Below are 22,287 nucleotides of genomic sequence, written 5' to 3'. Positions count from 1 at the left end.
TACTCGCTGACGACCCGCTCGATTTCTGAGGCGACGTCGGTTCCGACACAATGTCGATTCCAACGTGACGTACCGCACCGGCGAAACGAGGTTCGAACGCGATCAGACCGCGAACGTCATCGGCGGCATGTCGAGGAACGCCGTCTCGTACCCGTCGTGGCGCGCGATCTGCGGCGGGGCTTCGACGGCGAGCCGAAGTTTGTCGCCCGACCGGATGGAACCGATCTCGATCCCGTAATGGTATCCCAATTCGGGATCGAGCGTCCGCCGGAGCCGACCGGCGAACGTCCGCTTCCCGTCGCGCACGATCTCGGCGCGCAGCCCCATCGCGGGGAGGACGAAGCCGTTGTGCGGCGACCGTGCCGTGACGTAGAGGTACGTCCGATCCGGCGCGGCAAACCGGGACGCATCCGAGAGCGAGTAGGCGTGGAATATGGCATCACCGCTTGTCTTCCGCCCGAGTCGCTCGCCGGGCAACGACTTGGGGTCCGGCGCTCGTCCGACCGGGTGCCCCATGTCCATCGGTTCGACCGCGCCACGCGTCCCCGCTCGCTCCGGCAGTTCGGTGAGCGGGAGGTCGTACATCTCGTCCGAGTCGAACTCGAAGTCGAAGGTCGCCGTTTCAAGGCGGTCGAATCGACCCTCGAACGCGCCCGTCTGGCGAAGTTGCGTGCCGCCGACGCGGACGCGAGCGGTGTACTGGCCGTTCCCGTCGAGCGCGTAGTTGTCGCCGTAATGTACGCCCATCTCCTGAGAGAGCATCGGATAGGCGACCTCCTCGGTCACGAGGTCGCCGTCGCGGAGGATCTCGATGGTGACCTCAGAATCGGGGATCACCGTCTCCGAGTGGTGGTCCCAGATCGACGCCATCAGGTGGAGAGAATCCTCCGACTCGACGATGGTCTTCTCGCGTCGATCCCCGACAAGCGTCCAAAAGCGGTGGGGGTACGTGTACGAAAGCATGACGCCATAGGATTCGGTATGGGCGTGCCCGTAGTGGCCCATCCCCTCCGTGACCGCAGGAACGTACACCGCCCGCGGACGGTCTTCCACGACCGGTGGGTCGCGCCACGCTGATCGAGTGTCGAAACCGAGGTCGTCGAGACACCCCGCGAGCGCGCCTATTGCACCGACGCCGAGCACTCGGAGAAGATCCCGACGGCTCGGACTCCGGAGGGTACCAGGTCGTCGCCAGCGCCGAGCCTCGGTGGATCGTCGCTCTCGCCGGACATCGTCCGATCGGTCTCGGTCGGTCGGCGATCGGTCAGCGTCGGCAGTCGAAAGCGAGTCAGGTGTCATTGCTCATCGGGTCGCGGGTGCGGAAGCGATCGATACGGTCGCGGCGGGACGAGGAAGTTCCCGCGGTTCTGCACGAAGATGTACTCAAGAATACCGTTGTTGACGCGCGGGCTAATCGTCGGCGTCTTCCGCACGACGTCCATCCCGTTCATCGCCCGCTGGACGGCCTCGAAGTCGCTGATTCCGCGCTGGAGCGACGGGAAGTGCAGGCCTGCCTCGTCGTCGTCAGTCGACTCGATGTGACGGCGGAGCAGCCGGACGTTCCCCTCGTCGTCGCGGCTCGCCCGGGCAGCCTTCTGGGCGTGGCCGACACGGCCGTACTCTCGGGCGTCCGTCTCGATCCGTTCTACGATCTCCGCCGTGACGCCGCTGTCGTCACCGAGGTTGTCGCCGACGCCCTCGACGAGCCCCCTTCTCGCGTGCGTCGGGCTGAACAGTTCCGCCACGCGATCCTCGAAGTCCTGCTCGACGTACCAGTCGTCGAGGCGCTGGCGGAGCTTAGCGACGTGCTTTGTCGTCCCGCCAGCGAACGGTCCTTCGTCAAGGGTCACGTACTCTTCCGTCGCCTGGTTCCGCTCGAAGCCGGCTTTAAAGCCCATAAAGAGCGGCGCGGCGTCGGGGACGGGCTTCGAGCCGGGGATTCCCTTCACGTCCTGACGCTCCGCGGGCATCCCAGCGCCGACGAACCCCGTCCGCCGACTGTCGACCGACAGAATGCCTGAGAGGCCGACCTCGACTGGGACGCCGTTCGCCCGGTCGCGGTCACCTATGAGTGCTTCCTCGGCTTCTAAGACGACGTCTGCCCGGTCACTCGCAAAGTGCAGGAGCATATCCTGCGTGTCGAGCGTCGGGTGCTCAAACGGAGAAAGTGCCCGCGGTGGGGGCAAGTCAATGGCATCAGGCAGCGGCTCGTCGAATCGATCGAAGTACGTCGGGGAATAGGCAGCCGAAAAAAGGAGCCCCCGGTTACTCCGCTCGTATGCACGGTCGAGCGTAGATAGCGCAGTTTCGACTGTTCGGCGAGCGTTCGAACCCGGAGGCCCAGCGGTTTTCAATGTTAAGTAAAGAAGAATTTGATGATTGGGAAGGAGAGAGTTGCCGTGCGTATCCTTTCGGATCACATCCCGCCAAGCGTGTTGGCGCACGGGTAGTGAATTTTCATTTTTCACTCCATGAGGGACTGGATCGGCCTGTGTCTCTTGGAGCCGGTTAAGACACGCGCTAAGCGCGGCTGCACCACCAGTTGCAACAGCAGCCTTTAGAAATGACCGCCGTGGAAGTGCTGAATTCGGACCCTCCGCCATTATCTTGGGTTACGGTTCTAAGCGAAAGTCAGTTCTGGTTCAGTTGTCTCACGGCGGAGTGACCCTCGTTGTGCACTTGGTCACGAAGCTCAACCAATAATGTCGGAACACCAATTTATATTCGACTCGAAATTGTATACCATATACTATATTGTCAACAATACGGCAAAAATAAATATACAGTCTGATGATTATTTACCAAATCGAAATGCACAATCTAACTGGGTTTCAGCGAGACCTCTTATACGTAATTGCTGGCTTTGATCAGCCCCATGGACTCGCGATCAAAGATGAAGTAGAAAAGTACTATGAGAAAGAAGTTAATCATGGTCGTTTGTACCCTAACCTTGATACGCTCGTGAACAAGGGCCTTGTTGAGAAGGGTGAAATTGACCGACGAACGAATTACTACGCGTTAACGACGCAGGGACAGCGTACGATTGCGTCACGCAACAAATGGGAAGCTCAGTATACTGATCAGACAGCCAAACTTTCAGTGTCAACTATTTCATAATAAACGATCGGCGCCTTAAAAGCAGAACGCTCCTATATTATCTGGAATACAGGCGTTAAACCCCCTTCAGTGCGCGGGGAAACCCCCGCCGGTTACAGTGGGGAGGATGTCACAGATCTACCTGTTGGTAGCGGACGATCCCGAAACCGAGGGGCACGAGAAGCCACGCGAGGAGAACGGCGAGGCTGAACCAGCCGCTGAAATACACCGCGTCACTCGCGGGAACGAGACCGGCGGGGAGCTGCGCCGATCCGGGGAGAAGCTTCAGGATCGCGTTTCCGTACGCCGCGCTCGGAGCGAGTTGTGAGACGAACTGGGCCCATTCGGGCAGTTGTCCGTTCGGCGGCAACGAAAATCCGTTGGTCACGAAGACAATAGCCAGCGGCACGACTCCCCAGAGAACCTCCAGGATGACGAAGAGACTGAGTGCTCCTGCGAGCGCTTTGCTCGTGGAGCGAGTCAATGCGGATACGGAGACGATCAGCCCGACGTAGACGAACGCGAACAACACGGTAAGAAGGGTGAACCCCAGGTAGTCGACTGCGGAAAACTCCGCGTAGAGCGCGAGCACGATCGCGAGAGCGACCCCGAGGCCGACGAGGAGCGGGATGACCAGGACGGCCGTCCGCCCTGCGATCTTTCCGACGAGCACGTCTCGACGGGTGTGCGGTAAGCTGAGCAGCAGTTTGCCGCTTCCGCTTTCGGTTTCGCCAGCGATAGATTTGTAGCAGATGACGATCGCAGCGATCGAAACGAACAGCGTTACCGGTGAACTCAGGAAGACGAGGAGGCCGATCGAGTCGGCCTCCCCGGTGCCCACGCCCGCGGGGGCGAGTCGCGTGTACGCGTACGCCATGGCACCGCTGAACAGGACGAACAGGGCGGCGAGTACCCACAACCCCCACGAGAGACGCGCGTCGAGGAAATCCTTCTTGGCGACAACAGTCCACGTCATCGGGCCGCCTCCCGGGGACCAGCGGACGGCGCCCGAGTCGGAGAGGGCGAAACCACCGATCGATCAGCGCCCGTGTAGCCGATGAAGAGGTCTTCGAGCGAGGCGCTCACCGTTTCGAAATCCCGAACGCCAGCCTTGGACTCCTCGATAGCGCGAAGAACTGCGGTCTTCCGTGCGCCTTCACAGGCTACTGTGACGGTGGTTCCGTCGGCGTAGACGCTCGTTACGCCCGGGAGACGGTTGATAGAATCGAGCAGACCCGCGGGAACTGACTCGACTGTGATCGTGAGGGTCGTATCGGCACCGCGAGCGGCACGGAGGCCAGCGATGGTGTCGACGGCGACGAGTTCTCCCGCGTTCAGAATCGCAACTCGATCGCAGACGGCTTCGACCTGTTCGAGGACGTGGCTGGAGAAAAACACCGTCGCGCCGCGATCGCGTTCCTCGCGGATGATTCGGCGCATCTCGCGGGCTCCTGCGGGATCAAGGCCGGTCGAGGGCTCGTCCAGGATGAGAAGCTCCGGCTCGCCGACCAACGCCATCGCGAGCACGAGTCGCTGTTTCATCCCCTTCGAGTATTCGCCTGCCTTCCGGGCAGCAGCGTCGCCGAGACCAACGCGTTCGAGGAGCGCTTCCGGGTCATCGGCGACACCTTTTGAGGCGATCGCGAACTCGAGATGTTGTCGACCCGTGAGGCGATCGTACACGTGATACCCGTCCGGAAGCACTCCGGTTCGCCGGCGGACGGCCAGACTGTCCGTCTGTGCGTCGAGTCCAAGCACGCGAACGCTTCCGTCGGTCGGTCGGACGAAGTCAAGAAGTATGTCGATCGTGGTCGACTTTCCAGCGCCGTTTGGACCGAGGAATCCGAATATCTCTCCGCTTTCGATGGTGAGATCAAGATCTTTTAACGCAATGACGTCGCCGTACTGTTTCTGGACTCCGCGGAGTTCGATCGCTGGGGAAGACGTTCGGGAAGAAGTTCGACTCATATAATGATCAATGAACTAATGGGAGTATACTATAATAAATATATCTATATTTCGGGTTTTCGAGTATCAGGGAGACTCGCGAACAACAGAGATTTCGAGCGCATGCCCGCATCTTCATGCGCGGGAGGATGTCAATGGTCGAGCGATCGCGTCGAGCCTCGGTGTGTCGGTGGCGGCTTTTAGCTTCTGCGGTGAGGTCGCTAAGCCCCCCTTTCTCTACGGAGTGAGCGAAGCGGACAGAGTAGGGAGGGGAGACAGCGCCCGCACGGGTCACGTTCACTGTCTGCGGCATCTTTACCTGCGTCGTATTCTCTCACAGTGAGTCGGGCGGGGAAACACCCACGAGCGATAGGACGTGCCAGTTTTGGATAGCGGACTTCTCACTGTGGCAGAAGTACCGGTGTGACATCCTCCTACGACTGAAGTCGTGGGCTTCCCACGCCCACCACCGGGCGGTTCGTTGTTCTCTTCGGGTTTCCGACCCGACGTGCCGATGGGAGTGTCGCGCCCCCATTACTTCTCTCCTGTACAGGACTCGGAGGTACCTGAATATTTAACGTCGGTTCCGTTGTCCACGGGCTTACGTTTTGATGAGGCACACACCGAGTCAACTGCCAGTTTGTGGACTGCCGAGAGTCGATGGGGTCCATCGTCCCTACTTCCACAGATACGCAGTGTGGGCACTCAAACCGTGCGGGTTCGGCGTTTAAGCACTGTGCGGCGATTCACCCCACCACTGAAGTCGTGAGTTTCTCGCCTGAATCTTATAACCATGATCTACGAACGAGTTCGTTGGCACCTCCTGCATCTGTCTTAATCGTCTGTTGAACATACAACCTCAATATAACTATTTTGGCTCTTGTATGACCGAAAACTATAATTATATGAAAGAGAGTATGTATAGAAGGCATGTACGACCTGACAGGCTTCCAGCGCGACCTGCTGTACGTGATCGCGGGCCTCGACCAGCCCCACGGTCTCGCGATCAAGGACGAAGTGGAAAGCTACTACGAAAAGGAGGTTCACCACGGACGGCTGTATCCGAACCTCGACACGCTCGTCGACAAGGGACTCGTCGACAAGGGCGAAGTTGACAGGCGGACGAACTACTACGCGTTGACCTCCCGCGGACGGCGCGAGATCGAAGCGCGCGCCGAGTGGAAGCGCGGGTACATCGGCGAATCCGACGAGATTTCGGCGTAGGAGCCCACTTCTCGATCGGTTCGGCGATTCCGTGCGGTCGAGCCCAACGCGATGAATGTGCCAGTCTGTTTCGAATCCGAGAAAATCCACCCGAGTCGACGAGCACCTGACCCGGGCAAACGACGAACCGATTTTCTCGGAGCGAGTAATGTGCGTCAGCGGCCGCTTATCGCCAGCGGGAGAGGTCCGCTGCCTCCCCCTTCGGAACCGCGATCCACGCGTCATCGCGCGCGACGTCCGCGATGATCGCCTTCGCGGACGCCGTCTCGTCACCCTCGTCGACGGCGAAGACGATCTCGACGGACTCGTTGCCACCTCGCTTTCCGGTATCTGTCCTCGATTGGGTCATTATGTGTCGCCTCAAGCGTTGACCGTTGACGTTCGTTTGACCGGAACGTTACAGGTGATCCATTGGATCGATCTATAAAATGGATTCTGACCATTTCATCGAATCAGCCATCTCAGCGGTTGTACTCCTCTATTTCGGCATAAGCCATTCGAGAAGCCACGAAAAATCAACGAGACCGGATCCTATGCCGCTTCGGTTCGACCAGGGTTTGCGCGTTCACCAGTCAACATGTGACTGGCGGCGGATGGCACGTTCGGCGGCAGCGAGGACACCGCGGTCGCGCTACTCGTCGCTCACGCCGACGAACTCCGGGAGGTCCTCATTCTGTAACGCCGCACGGACGAACCCCTCGAAGAAATCCTTGTGCTTTTCAATGCCACCGTTCCCTGCAAGCTTCGATTTCGCGTCGAGTTCGTCGTATGCGCGCTGAATCTCCTCGCGGAGGTCGTCCGGGAGGTACATGGCGACCTGCTTTCGCTCGCGGACGCTCGGCTCGCCTTCGTCCGCCCGATCCGCGTCAGCGGTCCGCTCCGACGAGTCCGAACCGCCCGAATCGGGCTCATCGACGTTTGTCGAGTCAGTCACGCCGGTCGCGTCCGCTTCGTCCGCCGATCCGGACCGCGACCGAGCGCGGTCGTTGCGGCTCTTGAATCGGTCCCGGAGGCTGTTACTCGGGTCTTTTTTATCACTCATAGTAGTTCTCAATGTGGGTGACGAGTCGATCGAAGACGTCGCGCACGTCGCTCACGTCCCGCTCGTCGTACTCGTAGATCGTCTGTTCAGCCTCCCAGGCGTACTGAAGCGCGACGCGGAACGGGATCTCGAAGACGTTCTCTGAGCCGAACTGTTCGACGTACCACTCGCGCATCTGGTCCGACATCCCGTCGTTTCGAGTCTGATTGATGACCGCCCCGACCATCCCGACTGGAACGTCGTATTCGAGTTCGAGCGTCTCAATCTGATCGAACAGCATCTTCAGTGCGTCGATCGAGGAGGTGCGCGACTGGCCCGGAAACAGGACATCCTGCGCCGCGAGAATACCATTGTCCGTAAGCGGTCCAAGGTTTGGCGGTGTATCGATGACGACGAAGTCGTAGGAATGGTCGAGCCGCTCTAACGCCATACTCAGTCGTTCCTGTGTACGTGATTCGAACCAGAGTTCGCGCTCCAGCTGGAACGCGTCGATGTGCGAGGGGAGCACGTCGAATCGGTCGCGTCCGACCACGATCTCGTCGATCCTGTCGAAGGATTTCACGTCGAGGAGCACGTCGGCGACGTTCAACTCGTCGGCTAGATACGCTTCTTCCAATCCAAGCGACTTTGTCGCGTATCCCTGTGGATCAATGTCGATGAGGAGCGTCTCATGACCACGGTCGGCCAACCCGTCTGTCAGGTTGACCGCGACGGTCGTCTTGCCGACGCCGCCCTTCTGCATTCCGATAGCGAGGGTGTTCGTCATGGAGCGTTCACCGTCTCATACGGCTCATACGCATCGTTCGGATGGCATGTGATGAGCGCATAGTGCTTCGAATTCGTATGATACGTCCAGAATATAAGAAACTACGTCAGACATGAAGACGACGAATCCGTATAATTCGAACGTGTCGTTCCATACGAATCATTCGTAGTATACGGGTGGCAGAAGTGAGACATCCGTCGCGTCTTACCACAGCCCGTCGACGGCCTTCGCGTACACCGTCTCCGCGCGATCTGCCACGCTGTCCCAATCGTATCGGCGCGCGCGGGTCAGCGGATCGACGCTTGGCTGCTCACCGGCCAGTGCCCGATCGAGTGCCACGGACAGCTCGGCCTCCTTAGGGGAGACGAGAAAGCCCGCGTCGCCGATCACCTCGTCGGCCGCGGAGTCAGGGTGATCCGCGGCAATGACGGCGCAGTCGGCCGCCATCGCTTCCGCGAAGGTGATGCCGAACCCCTCGCGCGTGGACGGTGAGGCAAACACCCGCGCGGCGCGCATATGTCCGAGGACGTCCGCGTACTCGTCGAGAAAGCCCAGAAACGTGACGCGGTCTGCGTGATCAAGCCGCTCCGCGCGGGAACGGAGTCGGTCGGCCTCCGGGCCGTCGCCGATGACGCCGAGCGTGGCGTCGTGGCGCCCCGCGACCGAGTCGAACGCCGAGAGCAGCAGGTCGACGTTTTTGTGCTCGACCAATCTTCCGGCGAAAAGAACATCGTAGTGCTCTTGGCCGTTTTTTTCCGGGAGAGACACGTTACGTACTTGTCCCGCGTCGATACCGATCGGAACGACTTCGATGGAGTCGCGCGCCGGACCGATTGCGGCGAGCCGATCAGCTGTGAGCTCCGAGATAGCGACCGGATGCTGCGGAACGCGTGCCGTGAACCGTTCCGTGAGTTTGCCGAATGGGGCTAGGGAACCGAGATACTCGTCCCAGTATGCGCGCCAAACTTCCAGCCACGTCGTGACGAGAGGCGTATCGGTACCGAGCGTGGCTAGCTTCGAAGAAATGACCGGGAAGTAAGGAAAAACGGACGCGACGACCAGATCGTGATTGGAGGTGTCGAGGCGACCCCGGAGAGGCGGCACGAGGCGGGTCGAAAAACCGATGGCTTCCGTGATCGAACGACGGTCATCGGTGTACAGTTCGGTTGCCGGCGCGACGGCCCTGAGCGTCATTCCGTCGTGATCGATCTCCGGCGGTCCCTCCCAGTAGTGTCGACCGTAGACCGTAATGTCGTGCCCGCGATCGGAAAGTCGAGTACCGATTTCGTGTATCCGTTTTTCTGCGCCCCCCTTGACGAAGGGATAGATGACGTTCGAAACATAGGCGATGTCCATCTGTACGTTAGTCTTGACCGAGGCTACGTAATTAATTTTCAGGTCTTAATTTTTGGCCATATAGTAGAACCCAAAACGATTTATCACTGAGTGATTTGGTGATCAATAATGAGCGAGCGTACTCGAAACATCATCCTTCTCAGCGCTGATGCGCTGCGCGCAGATCACCTCTCTTGTTACGGATACGATCGAAATACGTCACCAAATCTCGATCGATTTGCCTCGGAAAACGTCCAGTTCGTAAACGCGTACAGTGCGAGTTCGCACACTCGCGAGGCGGTCCCTGCGCTGTTGACCGGCCGGTACCCGGACGACGCAATCGACGAGAAGTATCAACTGGACGCTCCGACGGTCGCCACTTATTTGAAATACGAAGGGTACGAGGCCGCAGGATTCCACTCAAACCCGTTCGTGTCGCGTGCATACGGGTACAATCGTGACTTTGACGTATTCGACGACGACCTACATCTGGGTAGACACAAGATCGTCGCCCTCGCACAACGGGCGCTAGACAAACTCCGTAATCGTCACTACGCTCGGGCGGCCGAAATCAACGAACGATCTCTCAATTGGATCGACTCGCTCGACGAGGGGCAGCCGTTCTTCCTGTGGAATCACTACATGGATCCGCACGGGCCCTACGAGCCGTTCGACACATACCGAGAACGGTTTCACGACGAGTCCGTATCGGACAAGCGCGCTCAGATCCTCTACAAGCGTGCGATTAGTGACCCGAAGTCGATAAGCGACGAGGAACGGAAGACGCTCGTCGACCTCTACGACGCGGAGATCCGCTACACGGACGAGCACGTCGGTGCGTTCTTCAACGCACTTGCGAACAGGGATCTCCTCGACGACGCTATCGTGATTTTCACCGCGGATCACGGTGACGCGTTCGGCGAACATGGGTACTACGAGCATCCACGCTATCTGCACAACGAACTTACTCGTGTTCCGCTGTTGTTCAGACACCCAGACGAGAGCAAAGCAACCGTAAAGTACGCCGTGAGTACTGTCGACGTGCTTCCGACGATACTCTCTTGGGTGAGCGTTGATCCGGAGGGGCTTCCCGGCGATCCGCTGGTTCCGCCCACTTCCGAAGCGTTCGAGGATCGGACGGTCTTCTGTCAAGCTCGTGGCGAAGGACAACATAGCGCCGTTCGGAGGTTTCGAGCGTGCTCTACCGCTGGATCGGCGTTCGCAGAGGCCCGATTGTCGGGCAGCGAAATCGAGCTTACGAACCAAAAGGGTAACGCGGTACTGAGCGAGAGACTGTCCGATCACATCGCTTCGCGCGTTTCCGAGTTCAAATCGGTTGAAAAGCGTGCTGAGAAACAGGAGACGAAAGCAATTAGCGATCGGCTCGAAGCGCTAGGATATAAAGAATGATTAGGGTCGGCATCAACGCAAGGACTTTTTCTGTGGACGAACCCGGAGGAGCGGTACAAGCCGGTATTAACGTGACCAAGGAGATAATCTCGGACGAGTCGGTGGAGGTAGTCCTCTTTGGACACGAGTCCGTGTCGAGCCTGTTTCCCGACACACCGGTGGACAGTAGCATCTATCATCGAGATTCTCAACTCTACGGGTTGCTCTGGGAGCGAACCGCTATCCCATATCTCGTAAAAAAACACGAGCTCGATGTGCTCTACTGTCCGAACGGCAACGGCCCCTTCCACCGCGTATCTTGTCCCGTTGTAATGTCCATAATGGACGTTAACGCGCAAAAAGGAATGTCGAGCGGCGTCCACCAGCTGTATCGGAAACTAGCCGTTCCCCCTGCCGCACGAGCGGCAAATCACATCATCACGATCTCCAATTTCTCGAAACGAGAAATCGAAAACTCACTGGACCTACCGTCGTCGAAAATACGTGTTGTGTATCCCGGTTTAAAATCCGTCTACCTCGACGACGTCTCTGCCGTTAAATGTGATCTTCCGGAAGAGTACATCCTGTACGTGGGTGCGTTAAATCCGCGAAAAAACGTCTCAGGGCTCATTCGCGCATATCAAAGACTGAAGAACGAAATTCCGCATAAGTTAGTGCTCATCGGACCTGGAAATCAGGCGATATTTAAAAATCTTGATGTTGAAGAATCGGACGATATCATTCGCCCGGGATACCTCTCCGAACGGGAGCTGAAATTCGCGTACGCTAACGCGGACGCTTTCGTTTTCCCGTCACATTACGAGGGGTTCGGACTACCACCCTTAGAAGCGATGGCGTGTGGGACACCGGTAGTCGCGTCGCGGGCTACAGCGTTACCCGAGGTGTTGGGTAACGCGGCAGAACTGGTCGATTCGACCAGTACAGACTCTATCGCAGAAGGCATCACGCGGGTCCTTGCTGACTCTGAATACTCAGAGCTGCTCGTCGAAAAGGGACGAGAGCGCGCGATGCTGTACACATGGGAGAAGGCAGGTCGCCAGACGTTGGCCGTACTAAAAGCCGCGCAAAATAAATAGGGTACGTCACTATATTTGACTTCGGGAACGAACTCTCACTCAAGGTATCCCAGGTTGCGAAGATCGCCCCACACGGGGCAGAGAGTTCGGCCGAAACCGTCGGTCGGTCCTTGCCTGCGTTTTCAGCCGCTCTATCTCACGTTTCTCTTCCTTGCGCAAACAAGGCGGAGATCCGCGCGAGAAGTACATAGGACGGTAGGACGAAACAGACGAAAGCATGAATTCGGACGAAATGACGTTTGACATCTCTCGATAGCCTATCAAGAACTCGACGGACCGTGTGAATCCGGAAGGATTGAATGAGTATTACTCTCACCCGTTATTATTCTATAAATTTATATCTAAATATATCCTAGATCTTCTAATCGTTGTTTACTTTCGTCATTTATTTTAAATGATTCGGTCTCAAGATGTCGGACGCTTTGGAATTTTTCTTCAAGTATACCACGGAACCGTTCTCGTATTTCGATATTCTTAGCGTGATCTTTGGATTCATGTTGTTCTATGGTGAGGTCAAATAATTCAATGGAACCATCAGAGTACTCAATATACTTCCATCGTTTGTTACGAACGGATTGGATACTTCGATCCAATTTTTGCGTCGGAAAATCGGTTCCTATCTTCTCCTTTAACGACTCCATAGTTGGCTGTGGTGTCACATACTGAGCAAGCACGTATTCGCGTGATCGGTTGGGGAGTGATATTTTTGAGACAGTTTCAGGCAGTGCCTCTGTTGAGACCCCGGCAACATCGAGTAACGTAGGATAAAGATCTCTTGTTTCGACCAAATTATCGCAGATATCTGCTTCGAACCGCTGGGGGTATCTGATTATTAGCGGGACGTTCAAGAGCGTTTCATAAAGACAATACTGATGGTCCATCAACCCATGTTCACCAATGTTCTCCCCGTGATCACCGACGACCACGATCATCGTCTCTTCCAGTATGCCTTTATCCTTTAAAATGCTGAAGAGACGTGAAAGTTGTGTGTCAAGATAGGATAGTTCGGCACGATAAAGGCCACGTAGAATTTCAAAATCGTGCTCCTCCATATCGATAGTTCCAGCGATGTAACCCCACGGATCTTGGTTTGTTTCAGCGATTCGCTCTAGACTTACGTTTGGTAGTTGCGTTTTTATATACTCTTGAGGGGGATCGTATGGTAGATGCGGCTCAATGTAATTAAGAAATAGAAAGAATGGTGCGCTTCCTTGGTTCACCTGCTTTATCCAATTTACCGCGCGATCAGTAATTCGCTTGGCTCCGTCATCATTTTCACTGCTCATCTTTCTCTTGACTGCTGAGAACATGACTGAAGGGAAACTCGCCATAGTTGACTGCTCCCAAAGGGCTTTAATTTTATCAACCGGTGACTCAGCCCTTACGGCAGCGGTCAAATCTACTTCGCTCCATCCGGCGTTCCACCTCATCGAGAAGTTCTCGAAACCCCGATCAAAATTAAACACGGGACTAATCCACGGATTAGCCGAAATACCAGCTGTTCGGTATCCCTCCCGAGAAAGCTGTTCCGCCACAGGAGTAACTGATGGAACAAATTCACGAGAGTTAGCGTGTGTCCCGTGATCACCTGTATACTGACCTGTGAAAATTGACGCATGAGAGGGTAGTGTCCACGGTGCAACTGAACTGGCGTTCGTATAAACCGTTCCTTCATCAGCGATGCGCTTCAATGCCGGCATTAAGCCGGATTCGATCCCTGACAGGACTGTTTTCGATCGAGCAGTGTCCAATACTATAAGTAGAACATTCGGTACAGGCATGAGTAGCCGTTCAACACCGCTGTCCTAAGTATTTTCGTTGTTGATTCTGCCCCATTGATTATTGGTGACCTAGCTTAATTTTTTAGTATCATTATTAGATTAAAAATAATATATTATTTGGATGGCTAAAGATTGAATTTGAGCTGTTCAAATCACTGCAGACAAATGCTCGATCGAGCGTGAGAAACTTGATTCTAAAATGAAGAAAAGACTAAGTGCAGAAGTCCACGAAATAGAGTAAACAGATGGTAAAGGTTTGTCTTATTAATTCGTTATTTCCGCCAGATATGCATGGAGGTGCCGAGAACTACGTTTTACGGACAGCCAAAGAGCTTCAACGGCAAAACCACGATGTATCAATAATCACTACAAAGTCATTTGAGAGCGTAAATTCGTTACAACCTGAAAAGACACAACACGAAGGAATTGTGGTTTGGAGGTTTTATCCTGCGAATCTCTCTCATCGGAGTAACGGTACTGGTAAAAGCGTCTTTGCAAAAGGTATTTGGCATCAAATCGACACACTGAATCCTCATTCAACGTACACCGTTGGCAAACTTCTTGACCGTATTAATCCAGACGTTGTTCACACAAATAATTTGGTAGGAATATCACCTAACGTAGCTCAGCCCATTCAAAAGAGAAACATTCATCACGTACACTCACTTCATGATTACAGCCTTCTCTGTCCGAAAAGCAACTTGCTTCGTGAACGCACGGCGCCCGGCGACGAACTTGTTGTCTGCGATGACCCTCCGTTGCCTTGTAAAGCACTCGCAAAAGAAAAAAAGAACGCCGTTGGATCGCCAGATGTCGTAACCGGCCCAAGCAACCACGTTCTTGAGGTTCATCAAGCACATGGTTTCTTTAAGGGTACAAAATCTGTACGTGTGAGACTCGGAATTCAAAGCGTCGAACCGAAACCTCCGGGAATGCCGGAGCGACCGTCCGTACTCTACGTGGGAAAGCAATTACGAGCCAAGGGCCTTGATGCCCTATTCGATGCCGCAAAGGAGTCACCTACCATTACAGTTCACATTTGTGGGACAGGCCCATACGACGATGTTGTTAAGTCGCGTGCAAAAGAGAGCCGTAACGTGATCTACCATGGGTTTGTTTCCGACGAGAAATTAAATCATCTCAGAAGGAACGCTAGCGCTGCAGTCGTTCCGTCGATTTGGATGGAAAATTCACCTATGACCATCTATGAGAGCTTCGCGGCGGGTCTGCCAGTTATTGGCAGTGATATTGGCGGCATTCCAGAGCTAATTTGCCAAGGGAAGACAGGATATCTCTTTGAACCCGGGAACGCTAAACAACTCGGTGAAGCAATCAACACTCTCGTCTTCGAGACAGATAAGCTTGAGGAAATGCAACTAAGTGCAATACAATGGGCACGAGATCATACAGTTGAGTCCCATGTTAAAAAGTTGGTTGATGAGATCTATGAATCTTACTGAAGATTGGTTTAGAAGAGCAAATTGTCAATAACTGTCTTGGCCTCGTTCGATTCTGGATGATAGTTGGAAGAATAACTCCTGTAGACCATTATAGATATGCTACTCTGATTGCCTAGAAAGTTCTAAAGGGAGCGCGGGATATTATTCCGTATGGGAAAAGTAACAACGTGGGCGAACGATTCAATCGTTGCAATTAGAAAGCGTGGTATCCGGGGATTAGGCGACGCAGCAAGGCCGGTCTATAGGAAGGCCCTTCATCAGACGCTACCATTATCAGGGGGAGAACCGATCTACGCTAGAGAGTGGGACCTGCTCATCGTTCTCGATGCGTGCCGTCTCGATCTGTTTCGAGAAGTTGCACATGAGTACGATTATATCCCGTATGTCGATGAGTTCCGTTCGCTTGAATCGATGACGAAACACTGGATGTTGCGAAATTTTACACCAGCTCACGCAAACAAGATGAAGGAGACCGCCTATGTTTGCGGTAACCCGTTTTCCGAAGAGGTCCTAAATGCCTCTGATTTTGCTCTTTTGGATGAAGTTTGGAGATACGCATGGAATTCTAATCTCGGAACACTGCCTCCTCGTCCGGTCACGGACCGAGCGATTAAGGTAGCTCGTGAACACGAGCCAGCCCGAATAATCGCACATTATATGCAGCCCCACTGTCCATTTATAGCGTCTGATAATGAATATCAACAAAAGAGCGTCGAGAAATGGGGTTCTCAAGGAAGAGATGTCTGGCACCAGCTTGAAGCCGGAGATACCGACCGAGAAAAAGTGTGGCACGATTACCGTCAGAATCTAAGATATGTACTAGATGACCTCAAATTATTATTAGAAAATATCGACGCTAACAAGGTGGCGATCACATCAGACCACGGTAACGCGCTCGGCGAGTGGGGACTCTACGGTCACCCAATTCATATGCCGTTTAGGTGTTTGCGAAACGTCCCTTGGGTTGAAACCACCGCTGAAGACGCAGAAACTCATGTTCCAAGAGCTTATGGTAAAGGTGAAGTCGAAGTAAGCACACAGGAACGGCTTGAGTCACTCGGATATCTCTAAGAGACCCGTGGTTTCCTATACATTCTTCTGTGATTAAAATATAATCTAAATAATTAAAATTTAAACAAAGCTGAGCAATTTGTTTTCATTCATAATTTATAGACAACAAACATGGACGCTGTTGGCCGATGCGGATAATAGTGTAAGGGAACCTCCAAGTATGCAGATCGATGGGATGACCACCACAGAGATTGATAATAGGTGGACGAGATGGTTAAGCACCAACCCATAACAGCACGAGAGAGCCCATTCATGTAACCTTAACAAGGATAATTTTAAGTATTAGAAGGACCATTCGAAATTGTGAGCGAGGAGATAGTCATACCTGACGAAATAATAATCAAAATAGAGGAAAGAATAGAAAAAACGGATTTTATGACAGTAGAGGACTACATTAATTATGTTCTGACGGAAGCAGTCTACGCAGCTGAGAGAGCTAAAAACGACAATGATCAATCCATCGAACACGCTGATATCAAGGATCGGCTAAAAACTCTCGGCTATTTGAATTAGTGATTATCAATGGAGAACAAAGAAGATCATCAGAATATTTTGTTAGTGACTACAGATAGCGTCAGAGCAGATTACTGTAGTTATTTAACTCGTGGACGTAATACTACACCTTACTTAGACTCGTTAGTGAACGAAAGTGCGGTATTCACGAATGCTATTTCACCGGGACCTCGTACCCCATCATCAATGCCAGTAATATTCACTGGAGAGCACTATAGATCTACACCGACGCAAGAAGACTTCGGCTCGCGGTATAGCAGGATAGCAGACCATATGCGCCGATACGAGACGATTGCACAACTGCTTTCCAAACAAGGCTATGCTACAGCAGCGTACACAGCAAATCCATGGACTACAGAGGCGACATTATTCGATCAGTCAGTTGATTGTTTTCGGATGATTGGTTCAAAGCACCAGCAAATAAATGACAATCTTGACGGTGATAGAAACATAAATCTATATGAAAGATTATCACACATTGGAGACCAATGGTTGAAAAAAACGGATTGGTTTTCTCAATGGCCTGCATTTTATGAAGAAATTCGGTCAGCGATTAATCAGTTAAAGGAACCTTGGTTTATCTGGGTCTTTCTTCTGGACACCCACAGCCCCTATATCGTCCCAAAGAAGTTCAGAAATGAAATATCAGGACCGGCGATGTACTACAGCGCCATACGCCATAACTACACGATTATGCGTAACGGCCATCACGAAAACCCCCCGAACCACCTCGTGTCCTTCCTAGAACAAAGCTACCGCGACTCAATACGATCAGTCGATGGCTTCATTGAAGCACTTGAAGCAGATGTGAATTATGATAATACAACGTTAATTTTTCATTCGGACCATGGGGAAGCGTTCGGAGAACACGGAACTTACGGTCATCAGCCAGAACTATTCGAAGAGAATATCAGGGTTCCGTTTCTTATTAAAGGAGGCGTAGAGCCAAGTTGGATAGATAGACCGATATCATTAATAGAACTACCTAAAATAATTGAATATATAGTAGAATCTAGAATAATTTCTCCCAATGACTTTACAGATGACTTCGTAGTTTCGAAGACAGAATTTGGTGAAGAGACTGCAGTTCGAGGAGAACGATGGAAGTACATCCAGAAGAGAGACGGCGCAAAGCTCTTCGATCTTAAAAACGATCCCGGTGAACAGATTGATCTCCTTGACCAAGAGCCGGAGATAGCCGAGAAGCTTCAAGAAACACACAAAAGACACGAACGAACGCGACGAGAAAAAACAAAGATAGGTGAAAAAATGCGTGAAATAGCTGCGAGGATTTGAGAATAATCACCTTCTATCCAGTGCTTATTACTGAAATGCAACAAACATGACCTCAATAACCGACACACTAGAGGGATTGGCCAAGAGCGCCGCCGTCATCTTCCTCGGCTCCGTCATTGGACGAATAATCGGTCTATTCGGGGAAGCTATAATCGTTCGCTCTCTTGCACCGGGGCAGTTCGGACACATCGCATTAACGTATACGATAGTAAGCTCATGTGGCAGTGTTGCACTTCTTGGTGTTCCAGAAGGAGTCACTCGTCTTTTGTCTTCAGAAACAAATTCTAAAAATCAACTAAAAATTTTAAAATCTGGATATTTAATCTGCATTTTCTCTGGGATTCTTAGCGCTATCACGATTTATTTCTTGAGATATAGAATCTCTGCCGTCATGAATGATGAGTATCTTCAGCACTATATTGTCCTGTTCTTGCCGTATCTATTGATTTTTCCATTGGCTAATGTTTCATTTGCGGCGCTCCGTGCTCAAAAGCGATCATTCGACGCGGTTATTTCTAAGAATTTAGGCGCTAGAGTGCTTGCACTGTTCTCGCTGGGGATCTTGTTGGCCGTTGGTCTTCCGTCCTTTGGGGCTGCTGTTTATTGGGTTTCTGTTCCGTTTTTTCTTGCGCTCTTGGCTACTCGTTTCGTAAATCACGACTTCAACGTATGCTCGGTTATCGACGAAAAAATCACTCAAAGTGCAATATTGAAATTATGGTCTTTTTCCTGGCCACTAGCTTTCGGATCAATGATATTTTTGCTACTATCAAACCTGGATATTTTGATGATAGGGTACTTTCTGGAGCCGTCAAGTGTAGGATATTACAGAGCTATTCAACCATTACGTCAGCTTCCAACGTTTGTACTTACTGCATTCACGTTCTTTTACCTCCCGGTAGCGACCGAGCATTTCGTTAACAATCGAACATCGGAACTCAACTCACTGTACCGCGTGTCCACCAAGTGGATAATATTAGTGACTTTTCCCCCGATCCTAGTATTCGCTCTATTCTCTTCCAGTGTTGTTCAAGTGTTCTTTACGGCAGAGTACCTCCCTGCGGCACCAGTACTAAGTATCCTAACGGCCGGTTTGTTCTTCCGTGCGATTGTCGGTTTAGACGGAGATATGGTAAAGGCGATAGACAGACCGCGAATCGAACTGGTATCGGCGTTGATCGGCATGACGGCTAATTTCCTACTTAACATCATGCTTATCCCAAGATTGGGAATAATCGGAGCCGCAGTCGCAACGGTGATTGGGTACTTCATTTACAATATGGTCGAAGTCAGCGCAATTTACTATTATACGGGAATTCATCCGTTCGCACTGAAGAATTTGAAACCAATAGTGCCGACGCTCGGGGTCGCAGTTGCGCTTATGCACATGACATCCGGAATCGATTTAGGAGCTCTTGGTCTTGTTATTGTAGGTATACTAATATCAATCGCACAGATCATTTCCCTTGTTTTAACTCATAGTGTCGAAGAAGCCGATTTATTCCTGATCGAGAAGGCAGAGAAGCAATTAGGCCGGAATTTTACCTGGGTGAAATCGACACTCGAAAATTTCTCGGGATAATGACATATGATAGAATATATACACGATAATTATCATAGTTTGGAATGAAAATGACTCGCCACTCTCACTCAGCTATTGCGCTGAGGAAAAACGAGCTAAAAAAGATCTGTAGTCCCAGAACCATCGCGGTTAGAGCGACGACGTCGCCCATCAAGAAAGGTAATTGAGTGAAATCACTCGCAATCCAGCGGATCGCTAGAACTCCAGCGAAGCCGGCACCAACGCCGAACAGACACAATCCGAACGTCGCGCCGTGTTCTAACTGAACCTTCTGCGTGAGATATTCGGTTACGGGATCCTCGGGGGCTCGAATCGGATCCCCCGCAACCGTCGCAAATGCGCCGAGGCTCACGACCTGAGTCCCGACGATGGTGAAGAGACTGCCAGCGATCACCGAGTGTACGCCCAGGGAAATCCCGTTGATTGGGACGCTGAAATAGGCCAGAGCCATGACGAATGCGCCAAACAAACTGAGTACGAACCCAGGAACTGAAAACAGATATCCGGGCGCGTTCACAAGCATGAATTTCACGTGCCGCCACCCGTCGCGGAAGCTGTCGAGCGTCGCCTCGCCCTCGCGCGGATGGTACGTGATCGGCAGCTCCTCGATAGTGAGACCGCGAGCGCCGGCGTCCATGATCATCTCGCTCGCGAACTCCATTCCGTCAGTTTTCAGATCTAGTTCCTTCAAAGCGTCTCGCGAGATGACGCGCATTCCGCTGTGGGCGTCGCTCACGCCCGCACCGTAGAAGACGTTCAGAAACTTGGTGAGGAGTGGATTGCCGATGTGCTGGTGAAGGGGCGGCATCGCACCCTTTTTAATCTCGCCGTCGAGGCGGCTGCCCATCGCCATGTCGGCGTCGCCGTTCGTCACCAGTTCGTAAAGCTTCGGCAGCTCCTCGAAGTCGTACGTTGTGTCGGCGTCGCCGATCGCGATGTACTCGCCGCGGGCGTGCTCGAAGGCGTACTGGTACGCGTACCCGTACCCCGGCGCGTCGGGCTCGACGACGACCGCACCCATCTCGCGGGCGATCTCGGGGGTCCGATCGGTTGAACTGTCGCTGACGATGATCTCGCCGGGCACGCCGAGCGCGCCGAGCGCGTTCTTGATCCGGTCTATGCACTCGGCGATGCCCTGTTCCTCGTTCAGCGTCGGCATGACGACGCTGAGCGTCGGCGTCTGCTCGCTGTCCTCCTGGAGAAGGAGCGCGTCGCCCGGGTCGGTGCCGATGACCGTGGCTCGGTCCCCGTTGGTCGACGCCGCGTTGACGTCGTCGACAGTCTGTTCAGTGGTCATACGTCGTCCTTAGTGAGGTTGCCGCGCTTCGGCCCGCTTCGGGCGACGCAGCCGTCGTCGAGGACACAGAGCGTGTCGACGCGTCCAGGGGGACTGCACTGATCGGAGGTGACCGTCCGTCTTTCCGATGAGTGACGCTGTGAAGATAGTGAGTCATCAAATAGATACAAGCACATCCAACAATAAAATTTTTACTGTATCAAATATACAATATTTTAATTAGATACGATAATACTACATCTACTGGGGTTACGTAGGTGTGTGATACAGTTGGATTATACTTTTCGTCGGAAAACGTCGTACAGCGGCACCTCAGATCACCAGATACCGTGTCCACTACGACGAAGGATCCGAAACGTTGACCCAGAGGTGAAGTTCTTGATCGGCGTTTTCCACGGTGGGATCCGCCGGCGGAGAGCCTTTGTAGAGGAGGTACGACAGCCGGAGCCGCTCGCCCTCGATCGGAGGCACGATCGTGTGCTGGATCCGCCACGTCTCGTTGTGACCCAAAGTCGGCTCGAAACGATGCAGCTCCCGCTCTTCGAGGACGCGCGTCGAGTTGTTCTCCGTCTCGACCCGCTGTAGCTCCACGACGACGATGTAATCCAATGTCTCGTGTTCCTGGTTGGTGACTCCGACGTGCAACGATTGCCCCTCGCCCTGAGTGAAGTTGGTCGGGTAGTCGTCGGCCACGAACTCCCCTTCCTCGTTTTCGGTCAGGAGGTAGAACTCGGTGAATGACTCGCCGTCCTGTGGAGTCCAGATCGCGTACGCGACGCTGCTGACCGCGAGCAGCAAGCAGACGACGAGAACGACGTTCAACACCGCGTCCGCCCGCGTCTCGGGATCGCACGTCTCCGCACGAAGTCTGGCGGCCCAGTCGCGGTACGGGACGACGAACCGCCGCGATTCGGGGACGCGCTGTCGCCGAAGGGCGGCGACGGACGTCGTCGCGAGCGTGAGCACGCTCAGTGCAACGAGAATCGGCACTAGGCGGATCCCCCACGGGGTGAAGTTCAACAGGAGTCCGACGAGCGCAACGACGGCGATGCTCGTCCCGAACGAGAACGCCACGCGTTCGAGTCCGTCGATCCCGGAACGAGCGGAACCCGCTCCCGATCCGTCGGAGCGTTCGTATTCGTCCTCGGGAAACAGCGCGGAGATGAACGCGTACCCGGGGATGAAGAGAACGAACGGAAGCCCGAGGACGACCCGAATCTGGGTGTCGCGGACAGCGGGAAGCAGAGCGGCCGCGTCAACGAGGACGACGAGACAGACGACGGCGGCGAGGTCGGGTGGAAGCCGGCGGAGGGACGCCGGAAGCAACAACCGCCAGTTCCTCTCTTCGGACATATTTCGTCCAATACTGCCAGATTATAAAAAAGGGACGG

Annotated in this window: 20 protein-coding genes; 9 read left to right on the top strand and 11 right to left on the bottom strand. The window is 53.7% G+C overall.

Going from position 1 to position 22,287, the window contains the following annotated elements:
• Positions 1–102: 102 nt before the first annotated feature.
• Positions 103–1,053, bottom strand: coding sequence for a DUF7350 domain-containing protein (locus tag C3L37_RS14955; RefSeq protein ID WP_228546253.1), 951 nt, complete (start codon positions 1,051–1,053; stop codon positions 103–105).
• 242 nt (positions 1,054–1,295) lie between these two features.
• Positions 1,296–2,603, bottom strand: coding sequence for a DUF7405 family protein (locus tag C3L37_RS14950; RefSeq protein ID WP_129115414.1), 1,308 nt, complete (start codon positions 2,601–2,603; stop codon positions 1,296–1,298).
• Positions 2,604–2,811: 208 nt separating this feature from the next.
• On the opposite strand from C3L37_RS14950, the gene C3L37_RS14945 reads away from it, so the two are divergent.
• Positions 2,812–3,117: a PadR family transcriptional regulator gene (locus tag C3L37_RS14945; RefSeq protein ID WP_129115588.1), complete on the top strand. Its 306-nt coding sequence runs from the start codon at positions 2,812–2,814 to the stop codon at positions 3,115–3,117.
• 109 nt (positions 3,118–3,226) lie between these two features.
• Here the strand turns inward: C3L37_RS14945 and C3L37_RS14940 are convergent, their stop codons facing one another.
• Entirely contained in the window at positions 3,227–4,072 is an 846-nt protein-coding gene (locus tag C3L37_RS14940) for an ABC transporter permease subunit (RefSeq protein WP_129115413.1), read from the bottom strand.
• Entirely contained in the window at positions 4,069–5,064 is a 996-nt protein-coding gene (locus C3L37_RS14935) for an ABC transporter ATP-binding protein (protein ID WP_129115412.1), read from the bottom strand. Before C3L37_RS14935 ends, C3L37_RS14940 begins: the two co-directional genes overlap by 4 nt.
• A 909-nt stretch (positions 5,065–5,973) precedes the next feature.
• Between C3L37_RS14935 and C3L37_RS14930 the strand changes: the two genes are divergently transcribed.
• Positions 5,974–6,267 carry a PadR family transcriptional regulator gene (locus tag C3L37_RS14930; RefSeq protein WP_129115411.1) on the top strand — a complete coding sequence of 98 codons (294 nt, stop codon included), beginning with the start codon at positions 5,974–5,976 and terminating at the stop codon, positions 6,265–6,267.
• A gap of 166 nt (positions 6,268–6,433) precedes the next feature.
• Here the strand turns inward: C3L37_RS14930 and C3L37_RS14925 are convergent, their stop codons facing one another.
• From C3L37_RS14925 to C3L37_RS14910, 4 genes are all read right to left on the bottom strand, one after another.
• Complete coding sequence (locus tag C3L37_RS14925) at positions 6,434–6,616, bottom strand: DUF7556 family protein (protein ID WP_129115410.1); 183 nt, start codon at positions 6,614–6,616, stop codon at positions 6,434–6,436.
• A gap of 282 nt (positions 6,617–6,898) precedes the next feature.
• Positions 6,899–7,309: a hypothetical protein gene (locus C3L37_RS14920; RefSeq protein WP_129115409.1), complete on the bottom strand. Its 411-nt coding sequence runs from the start codon at positions 7,307–7,309 to the stop codon at positions 6,899–6,901.
• Positions 7,302–8,075: a ParA family protein gene (locus tag C3L37_RS14915; protein WP_129115408.1), complete on the bottom strand. Its 774-nt coding sequence runs from the start codon at positions 8,073–8,075 to the stop codon at positions 7,302–7,304. The genes C3L37_RS14920 and C3L37_RS14915 overlap by 8 nt, the downstream gene beginning before the upstream one ends.
• A gap of 204 nt (positions 8,076–8,279) precedes the next feature.
• Complete coding sequence (locus tag C3L37_RS14910; protein ID WP_129115407.1) at positions 8,280–9,431, bottom strand: glycosyltransferase family 4 protein; 1,152 nt, start codon at positions 9,429–9,431, stop codon at positions 8,280–8,282.
• A 108-nt stretch (positions 9,432–9,539) separates the two neighbouring features.
• Here C3L37_RS14910 and C3L37_RS14905 point away from each other — a divergent pair, with 108 nt between their 5' ends.
• Both C3L37_RS14905 and C3L37_RS14900 read left to right on the top strand, forming a co-directional pair.
• Complete coding sequence (locus C3L37_RS14905; RefSeq protein ID WP_129115406.1) at positions 9,540–10,820, top strand: sulfatase; 1,281 nt, start codon at positions 9,540–9,542, stop codon at positions 10,818–10,820.
• Positions 10,817–11,896 carry a glycosyltransferase family 4 protein gene (locus C3L37_RS14900; RefSeq protein WP_129115405.1) on the top strand — a complete coding sequence of 360 codons (1,080 nt, stop codon included), beginning with the start codon at positions 10,817–10,819 and terminating at the stop codon, positions 11,894–11,896. Before C3L37_RS14905 ends, C3L37_RS14900 begins: the two co-directional genes overlap by 4 nt.
• 341 nt (positions 11,897–12,237) lie before the next feature.
• On the opposite strand, the gene C3L37_RS14895 is transcribed toward C3L37_RS14900, so the two are convergent.
• Entirely contained in the window at positions 12,238–13,677 is a 1,440-nt protein-coding gene (locus C3L37_RS14895; RefSeq protein ID WP_129115404.1) for a sulfatase, read from the bottom strand.
• A gap of 245 nt (positions 13,678–13,922) precedes the next feature.
• On the opposite strand from C3L37_RS14895, the gene C3L37_RS14890 reads away from it, so the two are divergent.
• The 5 genes from C3L37_RS14890 (at position 13,923) to C3L37_RS14870 (ending at position 19,599) form a co-directional block, all read left to right on the top strand.
• Positions 13,923–15,137, top strand: coding sequence for a glycosyltransferase family 4 protein (locus C3L37_RS14890; RefSeq protein WP_129115403.1), 1,215 nt, complete (start codon positions 13,923–13,925; stop codon positions 15,135–15,137).
• A gap of 150 nt (positions 15,138–15,287) precedes the next feature.
• Positions 15,288–16,208, top strand: a complete 921-nt coding sequence (locus tag C3L37_RS14885) for a sulfatase-like hydrolase/transferase (RefSeq protein WP_129115402.1) — start codon at positions 15,288–15,290, stop codon at positions 16,206–16,208.
• A 303-nt stretch (positions 16,209–16,511) separates the two neighbouring features.
• Complete coding sequence (locus C3L37_RS14880; RefSeq protein WP_129115401.1) at positions 16,512–16,721, top strand: hypothetical protein; 210 nt, start codon at positions 16,512–16,514, stop codon at positions 16,719–16,721.
• 9 nt (positions 16,722–16,730) lie between these two features.
• Positions 16,731–18,017, top strand: coding sequence for a sulfatase-like hydrolase/transferase (locus tag C3L37_RS14875; RefSeq protein WP_129115400.1), 1,287 nt, complete (start codon positions 16,731–16,733; stop codon positions 18,015–18,017).
• A gap of 46 nt (positions 18,018–18,063) precedes the next feature.
• On the top strand, positions 18,064–19,599 hold the full coding sequence (locus C3L37_RS14870; protein WP_129115399.1) for a flippase: 1,536 nt from the start codon (positions 18,064–18,066) through the stop codon (positions 19,597–19,599).
• Between the two features lie 64 nt (positions 19,600–19,663).
• On the opposite strand, the gene C3L37_RS14865 is transcribed toward C3L37_RS14870, so the two are convergent.
• Both C3L37_RS14865 and C3L37_RS14860 read right to left on the bottom strand, forming a co-directional pair.
• Positions 19,664–20,896 carry a glycosyltransferase family 2 protein gene (locus C3L37_RS14865; RefSeq protein ID WP_129115398.1) on the bottom strand — a complete coding sequence of 411 codons (1,233 nt, stop codon included), beginning with the start codon at positions 20,894–20,896 and terminating at the stop codon, positions 19,664–19,666.
• A 336-nt stretch (positions 20,897–21,232) separates the two neighbouring features.
• Positions 21,233–22,249 (bottom strand): DUF1616 domain-containing protein, encoded by a 1,017-nt coding sequence (locus C3L37_RS14860; RefSeq protein WP_129115397.1) that lies wholly within the window; start codon positions 22,247–22,249, stop codon positions 21,233–21,235.
• Between the last annotated feature and the right edge of the window lie 38 nt (positions 22,250–22,287).

Origin of the sequence: Halegenticoccus tardaugens, assembly GCF_004116405.1 — an archaeon.
GTDB classification, from domain to species: domain Archaea; phylum Halobacteriota; class Halobacteria; order Halobacteriales; family Haloferacaceae; genus Halegenticoccus; species Halegenticoccus tardaugens.
This window is presented reverse-complemented; position numbering and strand designations above follow the sequence as displayed.

Excerpts from the sequence above, each read along its gene's own strand:
- C3L37_RS14930 (WP_129115411.1), top strand. The coding sequence starts at position 5,974 with ATGTACGACCTGACAGGCTTCCAGCGCGACCTGCTGTACGTGATCGCG.
- C3L37_RS14870 (WP_129115399.1), top strand. The coding sequence starts at position 18,064 with ATGACCTCAATAACCGACACACTAGAGGGATTGGCCAAGAGCGCCGCC.
- C3L37_RS14895 (WP_129115404.1), bottom strand. The coding sequence starts at position 13,677 with ATGCCTGTACCGAATGTTCTACTTATAGTATTGGACACTGCTCGATCG.
- C3L37_RS14920 (WP_129115409.1), bottom strand. The coding sequence starts at position 7,309 with ATGAGTGATAAAAAAGACCCGAGTAACAGCCTCCGGGACCGATTCAAG.
- C3L37_RS14910 (WP_129115407.1), bottom strand. The coding sequence starts at position 9,431 with ATGGACATCGCCTATGTTTCGAACGTCATCTATCCCTTCGTCAAGGGG.
- C3L37_RS14890 (WP_129115403.1), top strand. The coding sequence starts at position 13,923 with ATGGTAAAGGTTTGTCTTATTAATTCGTTATTTCCGCCAGATATGCAT.
- C3L37_RS14900 (WP_129115405.1), top strand. The coding sequence starts at position 10,817 with ATGATTAGGGTCGGCATCAACGCAAGGACTTTTTCTGTGGACGAACCC.
- C3L37_RS14875 (WP_129115400.1), top strand. The coding sequence starts at position 16,731 with ATGGAGAACAAAGAAGATCATCAGAATATTTTGTTAGTGACTACAGAT.
- C3L37_RS14945 (WP_129115588.1), top strand. The coding sequence starts at position 2,812 with ATGCACAATCTAACTGGGTTTCAGCGAGACCTCTTATACGTAATTGCT.
- C3L37_RS14885 (WP_129115402.1), top strand. The coding sequence starts at position 15,288 with ATGGGAAAAGTAACAACGTGGGCGAACGATTCAATCGTTGCAATTAGA.
- C3L37_RS14860 (WP_129115397.1), bottom strand. The coding sequence starts at position 22,249 with ATGTCCGAAGAGAGGAACTGGCGGTTGTTGCTTCCGGCGTCCCTCCGC.
- C3L37_RS14915 (WP_129115408.1), bottom strand. The coding sequence starts at position 8,075 with ATGACGAACACCCTCGCTATCGGAATGCAGAAGGGCGGCGTCGGCAAG.
- C3L37_RS14935 (WP_129115412.1), bottom strand. The coding sequence starts at position 5,064 with ATGAGTCGAACTTCTTCCCGAACGTCTTCCCCAGCGATCGAACTCCGC.
- C3L37_RS14905 (WP_129115406.1), top strand. The coding sequence starts at position 9,540 with ATGAGCGAGCGTACTCGAAACATCATCCTTCTCAGCGCTGATGCGCTG.
- C3L37_RS14865 (WP_129115398.1), bottom strand. The coding sequence starts at position 20,896 with ATGACCACTGAACAGACTGTCGACGACGTCAACGCGGCGTCGACCAAC.
- C3L37_RS14925 (WP_129115410.1), bottom strand. The coding sequence starts at position 6,616 with ATGACCCAATCGAGGACAGATACCGGAAAGCGAGGTGGCAACGAGTCC.
- C3L37_RS14950 (WP_129115414.1), bottom strand. The coding sequence starts at position 2,603 with ATGGCGGAGGGTCCGAATTCAGCACTTCCACGGCGGTCATTTCTAAAG.
- C3L37_RS14940 (WP_129115413.1), bottom strand. The coding sequence starts at position 4,072 with ATGACGTGGACTGTTGTCGCCAAGAAGGATTTCCTCGACGCGCGTCTC.